This is a genomic window from Streptomyces sp. NPDC001508 (assembly GCF_040298665.1).
GTDB lineage: Bacteria > Actinomycetota > Actinomycetes > Streptomycetales > Streptomycetaceae > Streptomyces.
In genome coordinates this window covers 269142-281694 of record NZ_JBEPAP010000001.1, presented here as the reverse complement: position 1 = coordinate 281694, position 12553 = coordinate 269142, and the positions used below count along the sequence as shown (strand labels likewise).

13 protein-coding genes are annotated in these 12553 nt (G+C 72.8%); 6 read left to right on the top strand and 7 right to left on the bottom strand.

The annotated features are described in order from the left end of the window. Window positions 1-3: 3 nt before the first annotated feature. From ABT245_RS01200 to ABT245_RS01175, 6 genes are all read right to left on the bottom strand, one after another. Window positions 4-867, bottom strand: a complete 864-nt coding sequence (locus ABT245_RS01200) for an ABC transporter substrate-binding protein (RefSeq protein WP_351727441.1) — start codon at window positions 865-867, stop codon at window positions 4-6. Further along, complete coding sequence (locus ABT245_RS01195) at window positions 864-1610, bottom strand: ABC transporter ATP-binding protein (RefSeq protein WP_351727439.1); 747 nt, start codon at window positions 1608-1610, stop codon at window positions 864-866. Before ABT245_RS01195 ends, ABT245_RS01200 begins: the two co-directional genes overlap by 4 nt. Then, entirely contained in the window at window positions 1607-2449 is an 843-nt protein-coding gene (locus ABT245_RS01190; protein ID WP_351727437.1) for an ABC transporter permease, read from the bottom strand. The genes ABT245_RS01195 and ABT245_RS01190 overlap by 4 nt, the downstream gene beginning before the upstream one ends. Further along, window positions 2446-3447 (bottom strand): NrtA/SsuA/CpmA family ABC transporter substrate-binding protein, encoded by a 1002-nt coding sequence (locus tag ABT245_RS01185; protein WP_351727436.1) that lies wholly within the window; start codon window positions 3445-3447, stop codon window positions 2446-2448. The genes ABT245_RS01190 and ABT245_RS01185 overlap by 4 nt, the downstream gene beginning before the upstream one ends. 7 nt (window positions 3448-3454) lie before the next feature. Next, entirely contained in the window at window positions 3455-4486 is a 1032-nt protein-coding gene (locus ABT245_RS01180; RefSeq protein ID WP_351727434.1) for an ABC transporter substrate-binding protein, read from the bottom strand. A gap of 360 nt (window positions 4487-4846) precedes the next feature. Then, complete coding sequence (locus tag ABT245_RS01175) at window positions 4847-4918, bottom strand: putative leader peptide (RefSeq protein WP_351727763.1); 72 nt, start codon at window positions 4916-4918, stop codon at window positions 4847-4849. A 246-nt stretch (window positions 4919-5164) separates the two neighbouring features. Between ABT245_RS01175 and ABT245_RS01170 the strand changes: the two genes are divergently transcribed. Further along, window positions 5165-5962 carry an IclR family transcriptional regulator gene (locus ABT245_RS01170; protein ID WP_351727432.1) on the top strand — a complete coding sequence of 266 codons (798 nt, stop codon included), beginning with the start codon at window positions 5165-5167 and terminating at the stop codon, window positions 5960-5962. A gap of 157 nt (window positions 5963-6119) precedes the next feature. After that, on the top strand, window positions 6120-6515 hold the full coding sequence (locus tag ABT245_RS01165) for a GNAT family N-acetyltransferase (protein WP_351727431.1): 396 nt from the start codon (window positions 6120-6122) through the stop codon (window positions 6513-6515). Window positions 6516-6877: 362 nt separating this feature from the next. On the opposite strand, the gene ABT245_RS01160 is transcribed toward ABT245_RS01165, so the two are convergent. Beyond that, entirely contained in the window at window positions 6878-7504 is a 627-nt protein-coding gene (locus ABT245_RS01160) for a TetR/AcrR family transcriptional regulator (protein WP_351727429.1), read from the bottom strand. A 142-nt stretch (window positions 7505-7646) separates the two neighbouring features. On the opposite strand from ABT245_RS01160, the gene ABT245_RS01155 reads away from it, so the two are divergent. From ABT245_RS01155 to ABT245_RS01140, 4 genes are read left to right on the top strand one after another with little or no spacing between them, the layout of a single operon-like run. Then, a complete protein-coding gene (locus tag ABT245_RS01155; RefSeq protein ID WP_351727427.1) occupies window positions 7647-10049 on the top strand; it encodes a xanthine dehydrogenase family protein molybdopterin-binding subunit in 2403 nt (800 codons plus the stop codon). Next, window positions 10046-10921 carry an FAD binding domain-containing protein gene (locus ABT245_RS01150; protein ID WP_351727425.1) on the top strand — a complete coding sequence of 292 codons (876 nt, stop codon included), beginning with the start codon at window positions 10046-10048 and terminating at the stop codon, window positions 10919-10921. The genes ABT245_RS01155 and ABT245_RS01150 overlap by 4 nt, the downstream gene beginning before the upstream one ends. Next, window positions 10914-11393 carry a (2Fe-2S)-binding protein gene (locus tag ABT245_RS01145; protein WP_351727423.1) on the top strand — a complete coding sequence of 160 codons (480 nt, stop codon included), beginning with the start codon at window positions 10914-10916 and terminating at the stop codon, window positions 11391-11393. The genes ABT245_RS01150 and ABT245_RS01145 overlap by 8 nt, the downstream gene beginning before the upstream one ends. Further along, a complete protein-coding gene (locus ABT245_RS01140; protein ID WP_351727421.1) occupies window positions 11390-12523 on the top strand; it encodes an SRPBCC family protein in 1134 nt (377 codons plus the stop codon). The genes ABT245_RS01145 and ABT245_RS01140 overlap by 4 nt, the downstream gene beginning before the upstream one ends. The last annotated feature ends 30 nt before the right edge of the window (window positions 12524-12553 follow it).

Sequence of the window (12553 nt, the reverse complement as noted above, 5' to 3'; positions counted from 1 at the left end):
CCCTCAGTCCCGGCGGGCGACGGCGTCGGCGACCGTGACCGGTCCCTCGATGAACCCGGTGCGGACGAAGACGTCGGCGGCCTGCTGCTGTTCGGCGAGGAACGCGTCGCTGACGTCCTCGATGCTCCAGGGCAGGGCGCGCAGGGCCCTCTCCCAGTCGTCGACCGTGCCGCCCTGGTGGTCGGCGGCGATCGCGGCGGCCTCGCGCGGGTGGGCCTTCGCCCAGGCGTCGGCCCGGCCGAGGGCACGGACCAGCGCCTCGACCACCTCGGGCCGCTGCTCGGCCAGGTCCCGCCGGGTGAAGAACACCGAGCGGTCGGTGATGACGTCGCCGGTGCGGACCAGGCTCCGGACGCCTCCGGTGCGCAGGGCGGCCGCCAGCTGCGGGCCCTGGGCGACCCAGGCGGCGATGGCGCCCTCGCGCAGCAGCTTCTCGCTGTCCTCGCCGCCGCGTACCGGGGTGATGTCCTCGGCGTACGACAGTCCGGTATCGTCGAGTGCCTTGGCGACGAGGTGGGTCTGCCAGGAGCCGATGGCCAGGTGCACGGTGCCGCCCTTGAGGTCGGCGACCGTGCGCGCGGGGCTGTCCTCGGTGACGAGGAGGGCGCCGTGGTCGGGGCGCGGGGCGGAGACGGCGACGTAGACGATGTCGTGGCCGGCGGCCTGGGCGGTGACCGGCGGGGTGGAACCGGTGCCGCCGAAGTCGATCACACCTTCGGAGAGCAGCCGCCCGGTGCGCACACCGTCCGTGTAGGGATGGAAGACGACGGTTTCCCCCACTTGGGCGAGTTCCTCGGCGGCGTGGTCGAGGCGGGAGAGGTAGTAGAGGGTGGGGTTGCTGTTGTGGACGCCGATGGTGACGGTCATGCGGAACGCTCCGGTGGTGTGGTGGTGGCGGGCGGCACGCCCAGGTCGGTCAGCAGACGGCGGCGCAGCGCGGTGAAGGCCGGGTCGCCGGGGTCGCGCGGACGCGGGACGTCGACGGTCTCGTCCGTGACGAGCCGGCACTCCCGCAGGACACAGACGCGGTCGGCGAGCCGTACGGCCTCGTCCACGTCGTGGGTGACGAGCAGCACGGCGGGCCGGTGGACCCGGCACAGTTCGCCGACCAGCTCCTGCATGCGCAGCCGGGTCAGGGCGTCCAGGGCGGCGAACGGCTCGTCCAGGAGCAGGAGTTCGGGCTCACGGACCAGGGCTCGGGCGAGCGCCACGCGCTGGGCCTCGCCGCCGGACAGGGTGGCGGGCCAGGCGCGGGCGTGGCTTTCCAGGCCGACCTCGGCGAGGGCGCGGAGCCCCCGGTCCGGGGCGGTCCTCGGCAGGGCGACGATGACGTTGGCCAGCACCCGCTTGGACGGGATCAGCCGTGGTTCCTGGAAGACGATGGTGCGGGTCTCGGGGACCAGCACCTCGCCCGCGTCGGCGCCGTCGAGGGCGCCGAGGATCCTCAGCAGGGTGGTCTTGCCGCTGCCGCTCGCGCCGAGAAGGGCGACGAACTCGCCGCTTGCGATGGTGAGATCCAGGCCGTCGAGGACGGTCCGGTCGGCGAACGCCTTGACGAGGGAACGGACTTGGACGGCGGTGCCGGCCTTCGGGCCGGCCGCGGTGGTCATCGCTCCGCCCTCCGCCACGGCATCAGCACCCGGTCCAGCAGGCGCACGAACGCGTCGGCGAGCAGGCCGAGCAGTCCGTAGACGAGGATGCACACCGCGAGGATGTCCGTACGGGCGTAGCTCTGCGCCTGGGCCATCAGATAGCCGATGCCCGCGGTGGCGTTGATCTCCTCGGCGGCGATCAGCGCGATCACGCTGAGCGTCATCGACAGCCGCAGCCCGGCGAGCAGCGAGGGCAGCGCTCCGGGCAGCACGACCTCGCGGACGATCGCGAACCGGCTCATGCCGAAGCTGCGCATGGCCTCCACCAGCCGGGCGTCGGTGCTGCGGACGCCGCTGGAGGTGGAGACGTACATCGGGAAGGTGGTGGCGACGGCGATCAGCAGGATCTTGGCGATCTCGTTGATGCCGAACCACACCATGAACAGCGGGACCAGGGACAGGAAGGGAATGGTCCGCAGGGTCTGCATGGTGGAGTCGAGCAGTTCGTCGCCGAGGCGGGTGAAACCGGTGACGACGCCGGCCGTGAGGCCGACGGCGAGACCGAGCAGCAGGCCGAGTCCGGAGCGGGTCAGGGAGGTGACGAGCGCGTCGGGCAGCTGGCCGTTGCCCCACAGCTCGCCGACCGCGCGGACCACGTCGGCGGGCGAGGCGAGCACGTCCGGGGTGAGGGCGCCGGTCGCCGAGGCGGCCCACCAGAGCACGAGCAGCGCGAGCGGCCCGAGGGCGCGTACGGCCGCCCTGAACCGGCGCGGCCGTGGGCGCCGGGCGACGGGCCGGGGCGTCACCAGCTCCCGGTTCCCGGCCGGCGCGGCCGGGATGTCGTGGACGGCGGTCATGACAGCTCGGTGACGTCGAGGAGATGGGCGGCGACGTCGACCTCGCTGCGGGTGACCTTGTGCTCGGCGTAGAAGTGGGCGACGGCCTTGAACCGGGTGATGTCGGCGTCCGTGATCGGCTCGACGGTCCCGCCCTTCGAGGCGAGTTCGGTCTGTACGCGTTTCGCCTCGCCGGTGAGCGCCTGGGGGCCGGCGTCGGTGTTGACGTTCAGGTAGGCGGCGGGGTCCTGCTTCTCCTTGACGCTGCCCTCGTGCAGATAGGCGTAAAGGGCCTTGACCACCTCGGGGTGCTTGTCCGAGAAGGCGGTGCGCACGGCGCTCAGGCTGTAGTTGTCCGAGCCGATGGCCGCGCCGTCGGTGAGGAAGTGCGCTTTGCCGGTGCCGAGTTCGGCCACGGAGTACGTCGCCCACACCGCCCAGGCGTCCACCTTGCCGCTGTTGAAGACGGCCGCCGTCTGGTCGGGCCGCAGATAGACCCGTTCGACCTCGTCCTCGGGGACGCCCGCCTTCTCCAGGGCCTTCAGCAGCAGGTACTCACCGGTCCCGCCCTGGTTGACGGCGACCTTCTTGCCGATCAGGTCCTTGACGGACGCGATCGAGGAGCCGTTCTTGACCAGGATGCCCTCGCCGGCCCCGTCGGGCGCGGTGGCGGTGAAGAACTTGAAACCGGGGTTCTGCGCCAGTGAGGTGATGCCGGAGGTGATGGAGCCGGTGGCGATGTCCAGCTGGTCGGCGTTGAGGGCCTGCGCGGCCGGTGCGAAGGGGCCCGCGCTGCCGGTCCAGGCGACCTTGGCGTGCACCTTGGCCAGGGCTTCGGCGAGCGAGCCGTCCTTCTTGCCGACCGCGAGCACACCGGAGTTGCCGGGGTCGGGGATGCGCACGGTGACCGTGGCGGCGGAGTCCGGGCCGGTGTCGGCCTGCGAGCTGCCACAGGCGGTCAGGGCGGCGAGCGCGATGACGGTGGCGAGGGCGGCGGGGAGCGATCTGGAGGCGCGCATGGCAGTCCTACGGGTGGAGTGAGCGGGGGCGGGACGTGGGCTCGGCGAGCCGGCGGCGGGCTCGGCGCAGGGGTTCCGGGTCGGCCCAGGCGTGGACGTCGACGGGCCCGGCCAGAAAGCCGTGTTCGCGCAGCGCCGTCTCCTGGAGGGCCAGCAGGGAGAGTCGTTCGGCGGAGAGGTCGGGGTGCAGGCTGCGGTGGGTGCCGGGGCGGTAGGCGCCGCGTACGCCCTCGGCGCCGGCGCCGGTCTCGGCGCCCAGGATGCGGGCGACCTCGTCCGGCTGCTCGGCCGCCCAGTCGGCGGCGCGCAGCAGCACGGCGAGGAACCGGTCGACCAGGTCGGGGTGTTCGTCGAGCAGCCGCTGGTGGACGGTGATGGGGCGCGGGGTGCCGTTGTTCACGCGGTGGCTGCGGTCGGGTAGTTGGTCGAGTTCGACGGCGACCTCGGCACCGGCCCGACGCGCCGCCTCGACGGCGACGGCGCCCTTGACGTACACGGCGTCGACGTCACCGCGGGCCAGCGCGGCCAGTTCGGCCTGCCACTGCCCGGTGTGGCCGGCGGCGGGCACATCGACCGGCCGGGTGTCGTCGAGACCGAGTCCCGCGGAGGCCAGCGCGCCCTCGAAGCCGCGCAGCGCCATGGCCCGCCAGAAGTCGATGGGGATGGAGTGCCGGGGCAGGGCCGGCCGCAGCCCGCGCAGGGCGGCGGCGCCCCGGATCCCCGATCCGGGCCGGACCAGGACCACTTGGCGTTCCTCGATCCAGGTCAGGCCGATCAGCCGGGTCTCGGCACCGCGTGAACGGGCCCACAGGGCGGGCACGTTGCCGCCCTCCCGGAACAGCGCGGGCAGTTCGTGGGTGTAGTGGGTGCCGCGGATGTCCGCGCCGACGTCGGCCTCGGTGTCCTGAAGCGACCGCACGGCGATCCCCTCCGGCGTGAACTCCTCGGCCAGCCACCGCCGGTCGGCGGCGATACCGGTCGCGGTGGGCACAGGACAACGGGTGAACCACAGGGTCTCGGGCAGGGGCGGGTGCGTCATGGGTTCCTTCCCCGGAGGGCTGCTCACCGCTGCGGCGGCGAGACGGAGACGGGTGCGGGCGGGGTGCTGCGTCGCCGCCGGCGCGCCTGACGGGCGGCGGGCCGGCAGCCGGCACAGGGCCGGCGCGGCGAGCGGAACCCCACCGGGAGGTGAGGTACGGAGGTGTCGTCCTGTTTGGAGCGGGGCGGGCCGCCGTCCGGCGTGGCGGCTGTCACGGACGGCCGGGTACGGCGGGACCGGCGGCGGGGTGGGCCGTGACCATGCCGGGCCGATGTCAGCAGGTGGCTGTGCGGCGGTGCGGGGCAGTGGGGCTGCTGCGAGGGACAGCCGCGGGGAGCCGCGGCGACCTCGCGGTGCCGGTCAGCGACAGACGGCGCTGGCGACGCGGCCGAGGTCGACGTGGCGGCGCACGGTCAGCGAAGGCGTGGCCATGACGTGCATCGCTTTCGCCCCTTCCGACGGCTCCCACCGGATCCGTTCCGGCGGCGTGACCGCAGCCTGACATGCGCCGCGAGCGGGCGGCAAGCGGCTTCCCATGATGTGGGAACGGGCGTGAACAGACTGTTTCAGCAGGGGGCGAGGGGTCTTCCGGCTTGCCGCGATGTGGGAATCTCGAAGCGACCCGAGGGGCCCGGAACCGGGTTCGAAACACGCCCCCGGGCGGGTGAGGGGAAGCCGATGGAGCGGGAGGTGTACGGGGTCGTGGCGCAGACTCGGGTCGCCGGGACCCAGGCGGTGCAGCGGGCGCTGGACGTGCTGCACTGCTTCCACGACAACGCCCCCGACCTCAGCGCCTCGGAGATCTCCCGCAGGCTCGGTCTGTCCACGTCCACCGCGCACCGGCTGGCCCGCACCCTGCTCGGCGCCGGGTTCCTGGAGCAGGACCCGCGTACCGCCCGCTACCGGCTCGGTCCCGCCGTGACCGAACTCGGGCGGCTCTCCTACCACCAGCGCGGGCTGCACCTGGCGTCGCCCGAACTCGCCGACCTGGCCCGGCGCACCGGCGCGACCGCCGACCTGGCGCTGCGCAGCGGGCCGCACGCGGTGATCGTGGCCGGCGGCTCGGTCACCCCGAAGGTGGGGCTGCGCCGCCCACTGCACTCCACCGCGCTGGGCAAGGTCCTGCTGGCGTGGCCACGCCCGGGAGAGGCGGGGACGCAGTCGCTTCCGCCGTTGCGGGCGTTCACCGACCGCACGATCGTCGACCGGGATCGGCTGGCCGAGGAGTTGGAGCGGGTGCGCGCGCAGCGGTACGCCCTCAACGACGGCGAGTCCGCGCTGGGCATCCGTACCGTCGCCGTGCCCGTCCTCGACCACCTGGGATCGGCGCGGTTCGCGCTCGCCGTACGGGGCACGCCCGACCTCATCGCCGGTGACCGTGTCGAGTGGTTCCTCGAACAGGCGCGGGCGTGCGCGGGGGCGCTGGAGGTCCTGCTGCTGCCCCCCTCGCAGCGCAACACGACCGCCACCCCGTGACCAGGCGGCCCGCGGCGGCACCTCGGACACCGTGACCGACCCGGCCGGTGTCTGTCCGGACGCCGTACCGCTTGGGGAAGCTCGGCCACGACCAGCCATTGCGCGGGGCAGAGGTGAAGCGCCACGGCGGTTGCCGCGGGCGGCCTACGCTCATGGCATGACGATCACTTACGAATGGCGGGGCGAGTTCGAGAACGCAGCCGTCAACGTGCTCCACGCGGAGGGCTTCGACCACCGAGTCCTGGACATCGACTGGCTGGAGCAGGTGCATCGCCACAGCCTCGGCTGGGTCTGCGCCCGGCGCGACGGCGAACTTGTCGGCTTCGTCAACGTCGCCTGGGACGGTGGGGTCCACGCCTTCGTCCTGGACACCATGGTCAGGGCAGACCTTCGCCGCTCCGGGATCGGGGCCGCACTGGTGGCCGCGGCAGTCCGGGGTGCCCGGGCAGCGCACTGCGAGTGGCTGCACGTCGACTTCGACGACGACCTGCGGGCGTTCTACTTCGACGCCTGCGGATTCAAGCCGACGAAGGCGGGCCACATCGCGCTCTGACCGCGCGCCGGAGACAGGCCGTGCCGGTGCCGCACCGGTTCCGCGAGCGCGGCTGCATGCTCTACCCGGCCCGGGGCGCCGACGACTCGCCGTCACGCCGGGCGCTCTGGTCGGGGGACTCCGCCTGGGGGACACCGACACCGAGACCGAGACCGCGGGCTCGGCGCTGCCGTACGAGCATCACGAGCCGTATTCCGGCCAGAGTCGGTGGTACGGCGTGCGCCGCGGGGAGACCGGAGCGCGGGCAACGGCGCCGAGGCCGCCGGGCAGGGCCGCGAACGCATGCGACCGGGTCGACCGGGTGCAGAATCGCGCCGTTGCCCGTGCCGGTGGCGCCGGTCGGACCGAGCGGGAGGTCCCGGTCACGCGGTTGTGGTGTGGTCGTCGGCCGGGTGGCCGGGTCCTGGCTCGGGGGTGCCCTCGATCCGTCGGAGGACCCGCTCCACGAGGTCGAGGGTCTCCGTGTGCCCGGCGGTCATGCCGAGAGACTTCTCCATGACGAGGACACGGGCGAGCGCCGTGGTCACCACGAGCAGCGCGACGGGAGGCACGTCCGGCAGGGAGAGTCTCCCCTCGGCGGCCTTGCGGACGATGATCTCCTCCTGTGCCCGGCGGTAGCGTTCCGCGTGGGCGGCGAGTTCGGCGTGGATGGCCTTGCGGTGGTTGGCCAGCGCCATGAACTCCGTGATCAGTGCGGCTCCGGGCTGGCTGCTGAGTTCCCACAGGGCGTGCAGCGGCTGCGGGGAGTCGAGCACGCGCGCCGAGATCTCCCGTTCCTGCTCCGCCCGCCGCCGTAGCACCGCGAGGAAGAGGTCGTCGAGCGTGCGGAAGTAGTAGAGAACCAGCGCGGGTGCGACATCGGCCTCCCGCGCCACCCGGCGGATGCCGACGGAGGCGTACCCCTCCTTGAGCATCAGCCGCTCGGTGATGTCCAGCAGCCGCAGCCGCGTTCTGGAGTTCTCGGTACCCATACGGCGAGACGCAGTCATGGGGTCATTGTCCTTGACGGGTCCGGGACCCGATGTTAAACAGTTGTTCAGCGCATCTGTTGAACAGCCGTTCAGCGCCGGGTTCTTCGGGCTGATCCACCCATGACCGGCGGTCGGGCCGGGTGAACGGAGGGCGAGGCCGATGGCAGGGACCACGGACGAGGCGGCGCCGGCCGGCTCCTCCCAGGTGCTCGGCTCCGATCGAGCAGGGCCGAACCCCTACACGGGCACCCGCACCCCGCGCGTCGAGGACCCGCGGCTGCTGACCGGCACCGGCACCTACGTCGACGACATCGTGCGGCCCGGGATGCTGCACGCCTGCTTCGTACGCAGTCCCGTCGCTCGGGCACGCATCACCGGGGTGGACGTCTCGCAGGCGCTGGCCCTTCCCGGTGTCCACGCCGTCTTCGTCGCGGCCGACCTCAATCCCGGCGTACACGAACAGTGGTACTCGCTCAACGGGCGGGACGACCCCGACACCCCCCGCCCGCCGCTCGCCGAGGGCGAAGTGCGCTTCGTCGGAGACCCCGTGGCCATGGTCGTCGCCGTGGACCGCTACATCGCCGAGGACGCGGCCGAACTGGTCGTGGTCGACTACGAGCCCCTTTTGCCCGTCGTCGACTACACCACCGCGCTTCAGTCGCCCGAATCGGTCCACGCCACCCACCCCGACAACCTGGTGGGCCGGCTCGGCGGACGTCCGATGGACGAACTCGCGCCCGTCTTCGCGAGCGCGGCACACGTGGTGAGCAGCACCGTCCACCAGCAGTCCCACGGGCCGGTGCCGATGGAGACCCGTGGGATCATCGCCGAATGGTCGGCGCCCGCCGGGGAGATGACGATCTGGGCGGCGACCCAGTCCCCGCACGAGGTCCGCTCCTTCGGCGCGCGGCTGCTCGGCGTCGACGAACACCGGGTGCGGGTGGTGATGCGGGACACCGGCGGGGGATTCGGGCAGAAGGTGCTGCCGCAGCGCGAGGACATGTGCGTCATGCTGGCGGCGGTCAGGCTGCCCGTGGCGCTGAAGTGGATCGAGGACCGGCAGGAGCATCTGCTGGCGGCCGGCCAGGCGCGCCACGAGCACGGCGAGGCGAGGATGGCCTTCGACGACGACGGGCGGATCCTGGCCGCCACCCTCGACCACGTCCAGGACGCGGGCGCCTACCCGACGCCGTCGCCCGTGCAGAGCGGCATCGCCGTGGGCATGCTGTTCCCCGGCCCGTACCGCATCCCCGAAGGCACCTTCTCCTCCCGGTTCGTGTTCTCGAACACCAGCGGCCGGGTGGCCTATCGAGGTCCCTGGCAGTTCGAGTCGATGGCGCGCGAAGTCCTCCTCGACACCGCCGCGCGCCGCCTGGGCATGGACCCCGTCGAACTGCGGCGCCGCAACATGCTGCGCCGCGACGACCTGCCCACCGCCAACTGCCTGGGCATGCCCTACGACCACATCACTGCCTACGAGACCTTCGAACAGGCGCTGGAGATGCTCGACTACCCGGCCTTCCGGCGCGAGCAGGAACGGGCCCGCGCCCAGGGGCGCCATCTCGGCGTCGGCACCTGCACCTACGTCGAACCCACCGCGGGCGCCACACCGTTCCACGGCACCGAGGGCGCGACCATCCGTATCGAGCCCTCCGGCAAGGTCAACGTCTACGTCGCCGGCGGCTCGTGCGGGAACAGCCTGGAGACGACCGTCGTCCAGCTCACCGCCGACGCGCTCGGCGTGGCCATCGAGGACGTCAGCACCATCCAGGGCGACACCGCTGTCACCCCGTTCGGCGGCGGTACGGGCGGCAGCCGGTCGGGCCCCATGACGGCCGGTGCGATCGCCGAGACCGCCGCCGGACTGCGGACACGCATCCTCACGATCGCGGCGCACCGCTTGGACGTCGCCGTGGGCGAGGTGGAGTTGGCCCGGAGCAGGGCATCGGTGAGGGGCAGGCCCGAGCGCGGACTGCCCCTCGCCGAGATCGCCGACATCGCCTACTTCCAGGTCCACGCGCTGCCACCGGGTGTGCCGGCCGGACTGGAGGCGAGCGGCCGCTACCGCACACCGCACCTCATGATCTGGTCCAACGCCACACATGTGTGCACCTGCGAGGTGGACGTGGTGACCGGCGGCGTGCGACTGCTGCGGTACATCGTCAGCGAGGACTGCGGGCCCATGATCAACCCCAGTGTGGTGGAGGGCCAGATCCTCGGCGGCACCGTCCAGGGAATCGGCGGCGCCCTCTACGAACACCTCGCCTACGACGACGAGGGCAACCCGCTGGCCACCACCTTCATGGACTACCTGCTGCCCACGGCCACCGAGGTGCCCACCATCGAACTCGGGCACATCGAAACCCCCGGCCCCGGCCCCGGGGGATACAAGGGGGTCGGCGAGGGCGGCGCGATCGGCTCCGCCCCGGCCGTCGTGAACGCCGTCGCAGACGCCCTCGCGCCGTTCGGGGTGGAGATCACCAGGCTGCCGCTGACACCCGCGTCGATCGTCGGGCTCCTCGAAGAGGCCAGGACCGGGCCGCGCGGGGCGGTGACCGTATGAAACCGGCATCGTTCGAGTACCACGCACCCGCCGACGCCGAGGAGGCCGTCGCCCTGCTCGCCGACCTGGGCGACGAGGCGAAGGCCATCGCCGGCGGGCAGAGCCTCGTCCCCATGCTGGCGCTGCGCCTCGCGTCCTTCGGACACCTCGTCGATCTGCGCCGCCTGGACGGACTGCGGGGCATCGAGCACCGCGACGGGGCGCTGCGGATCGGTGCGACCACGACCCAGGCCACCGTGCAGCGCTCGCAGGAGGTACGAGCCGCCGTGCCCCTGCTGGCCCGCGCCACACCGCTGATCGGCCACTTCCAGATCCGCAGCCGCGGCACCGTCGGAGGCTCGCTCGCCCACGCCGACGCCGCGGCCGAGTACCCCGCGGTGGCACTGGCCCTGGACGCCGAGTTGCAGACCCTGTCGGTCCGCGGACCCCGCACCGTCCCCGCCGCACGGTTCTTCACCGGCATGTGGAGCACCGCCCTGGACGAGGACGAACTGCTGACGGCCGTGGTCTTCCCCGTCTGGCGCCGCCCCTGCGGATTCGCCGTCGAGGAATTCGCCCGCAGGAGCGGCGACTTCGCCCTCGCCGGGGCCGCCGTCGCCGTGGGCCTCGACCCCGGCGGACGGATCGACCGGTGCGCCATCGCCCTGTTCGGCCTCGGCCCGGCCCCCTGCCGGGCCGAGGCGGCTCAGACGGCGCTGATCGGGTCCGAACCCGCCGAGGAGAAGGCCGACGACATCGCGGACCTCGCCCTGTCGGCCCTCGACTCGGTTCCGTCCGATCTGCACGGATCGGCCGGCTATCGCAAGCGTGTGGGCGCGGCCATGGTGGCCCGCGCCTGGCGGCGCGCCGTACGGGAGGCGGTCCATGGCTGACATCGACATCCGGATACGGATCAACGGCGTCCCGCGTCGTGACACCGTGCCGCCCCGGCTCACCCTCGCCGACTTCCTGCGGATCAACTGCGGCCTGACCGGCACACACCTCGGATGCGAGCACGGGGTCTGCGGCGCCTGCACGGTCCTGCTGGACGGCGAGGCCGTCCGGGCCTGCCTGGTGTTCGCCGTGCAGGCCGACGGCTCGGAGGTGACCACCGTCGAAGGGCTTGCCTCGCCGAGCGGTGAACTCTCCACCGTCCAGGAGGCCTTCAGGGAGCAGCACGCACTGCAGTGCGGGTTCTGCACCCCGGGTTTCGTGGTCTCGGTCACCGCGTTCCTCGCCGAGAACCCCAAGCCCACCGACGAGGAGATCCGCGACGCTCTGTCCGGGAACCTGTGCCGCTGCACCGGCTACCAGGGGATCGTCAACGCCGTCCGGGCCGCCGCCGACACCGGGGACTCCGCATGAAGCTGCAGAACAAGCTCAGCATTCCCGCGTCGACGGAGGAGGCCTGGCGGGTCCTGCTCGACATCGAGCGGGTCACCCCCTGTGTGCCCGGGGCGACGCTCACCTCCCGCAGCGGCGACGGCTACCACGGCTCGATCAAGGTCAAGCTGGGTCCCATCGCCCTCACCTACCACGGCAGCGTGAGGTTTCTGTCGCTGAACGAGCAGGACAGGACCGTCGTGCTGGAGGCGGGCGGCCGGGAGACACGGGGCAACGGCACCGCCAAGGCCCGGGTGACCTGCCGCCTGGTCGGCTCCGGCGACGCCTCCACCGATGTGTTCGTGGACACCGATCTGGCCATCACGGGCAAGCCCGCCCAGTTCGGACGCGGAACCCTCGGCGAGGTCGCGGGCACGCTCATCGGTCGGTTCGCCGAGAACCTCGCCCGCGAACTCGCCGTGACCTCGCCGCCGCATCCCGCATCCGCACACCTGCCGTCCGCACACCTGCCGTCCGCGGACCTGCCGTCCGCGGGTCCGTCGTCCGCGGGTCCGTCGTCCGCGGGTTCGCTGTCCGCGGGTTCGTCGTCCGGCGGTGTGGTGTCGCAGGATCCGAGGTCCGCAGAGCCGCCGTCCGTGGGTCCGCCGTCTGCCGGTGCGGTGTCGCAGGACCTGTCGTCCGCGGACCTGTCGTCCGCGGGTCCGTCGCCGACGGGTTCGCTGTCCGCGGGTTCGTCGTCCGGCGGTGTGGTGTCGCAGGATCCGACGTCCGCAGAGGCGACGTCCGCGGGTTCGCTGTTCGTCGACGGGGCGCCGGTGGACCGGGTGTCCCCGGGGACGCCGCCCGCCGGGCGGCTGGCCGGCGCCCCGCTGTTCCCCGATTCGCCCTCCGCAGGCCCGCCCCTCGCCAACACGCCGTCCGCGGAGGCGTTCTGCGTCTGCCGGGCGGACGGGGAGCGGTCCCCGCGCACCGCGGACTTCGGCCAGGGCGGGCCCGGGCGCGCCGCACCGCGCCGGACCGCCGCACCGATCGACCTCATCGACGCGGTCGGCGCGGGAGCCGTCAAGCGCCTCGTGCCGCCCACCACGGCACTCGCCGCGCTGCTGATCATCGCGCTCGTGCTGCGCGGCCGACGACGCGACGACCGGTGACCCGGTCCCCTCGTCGCCATGACCATGCCC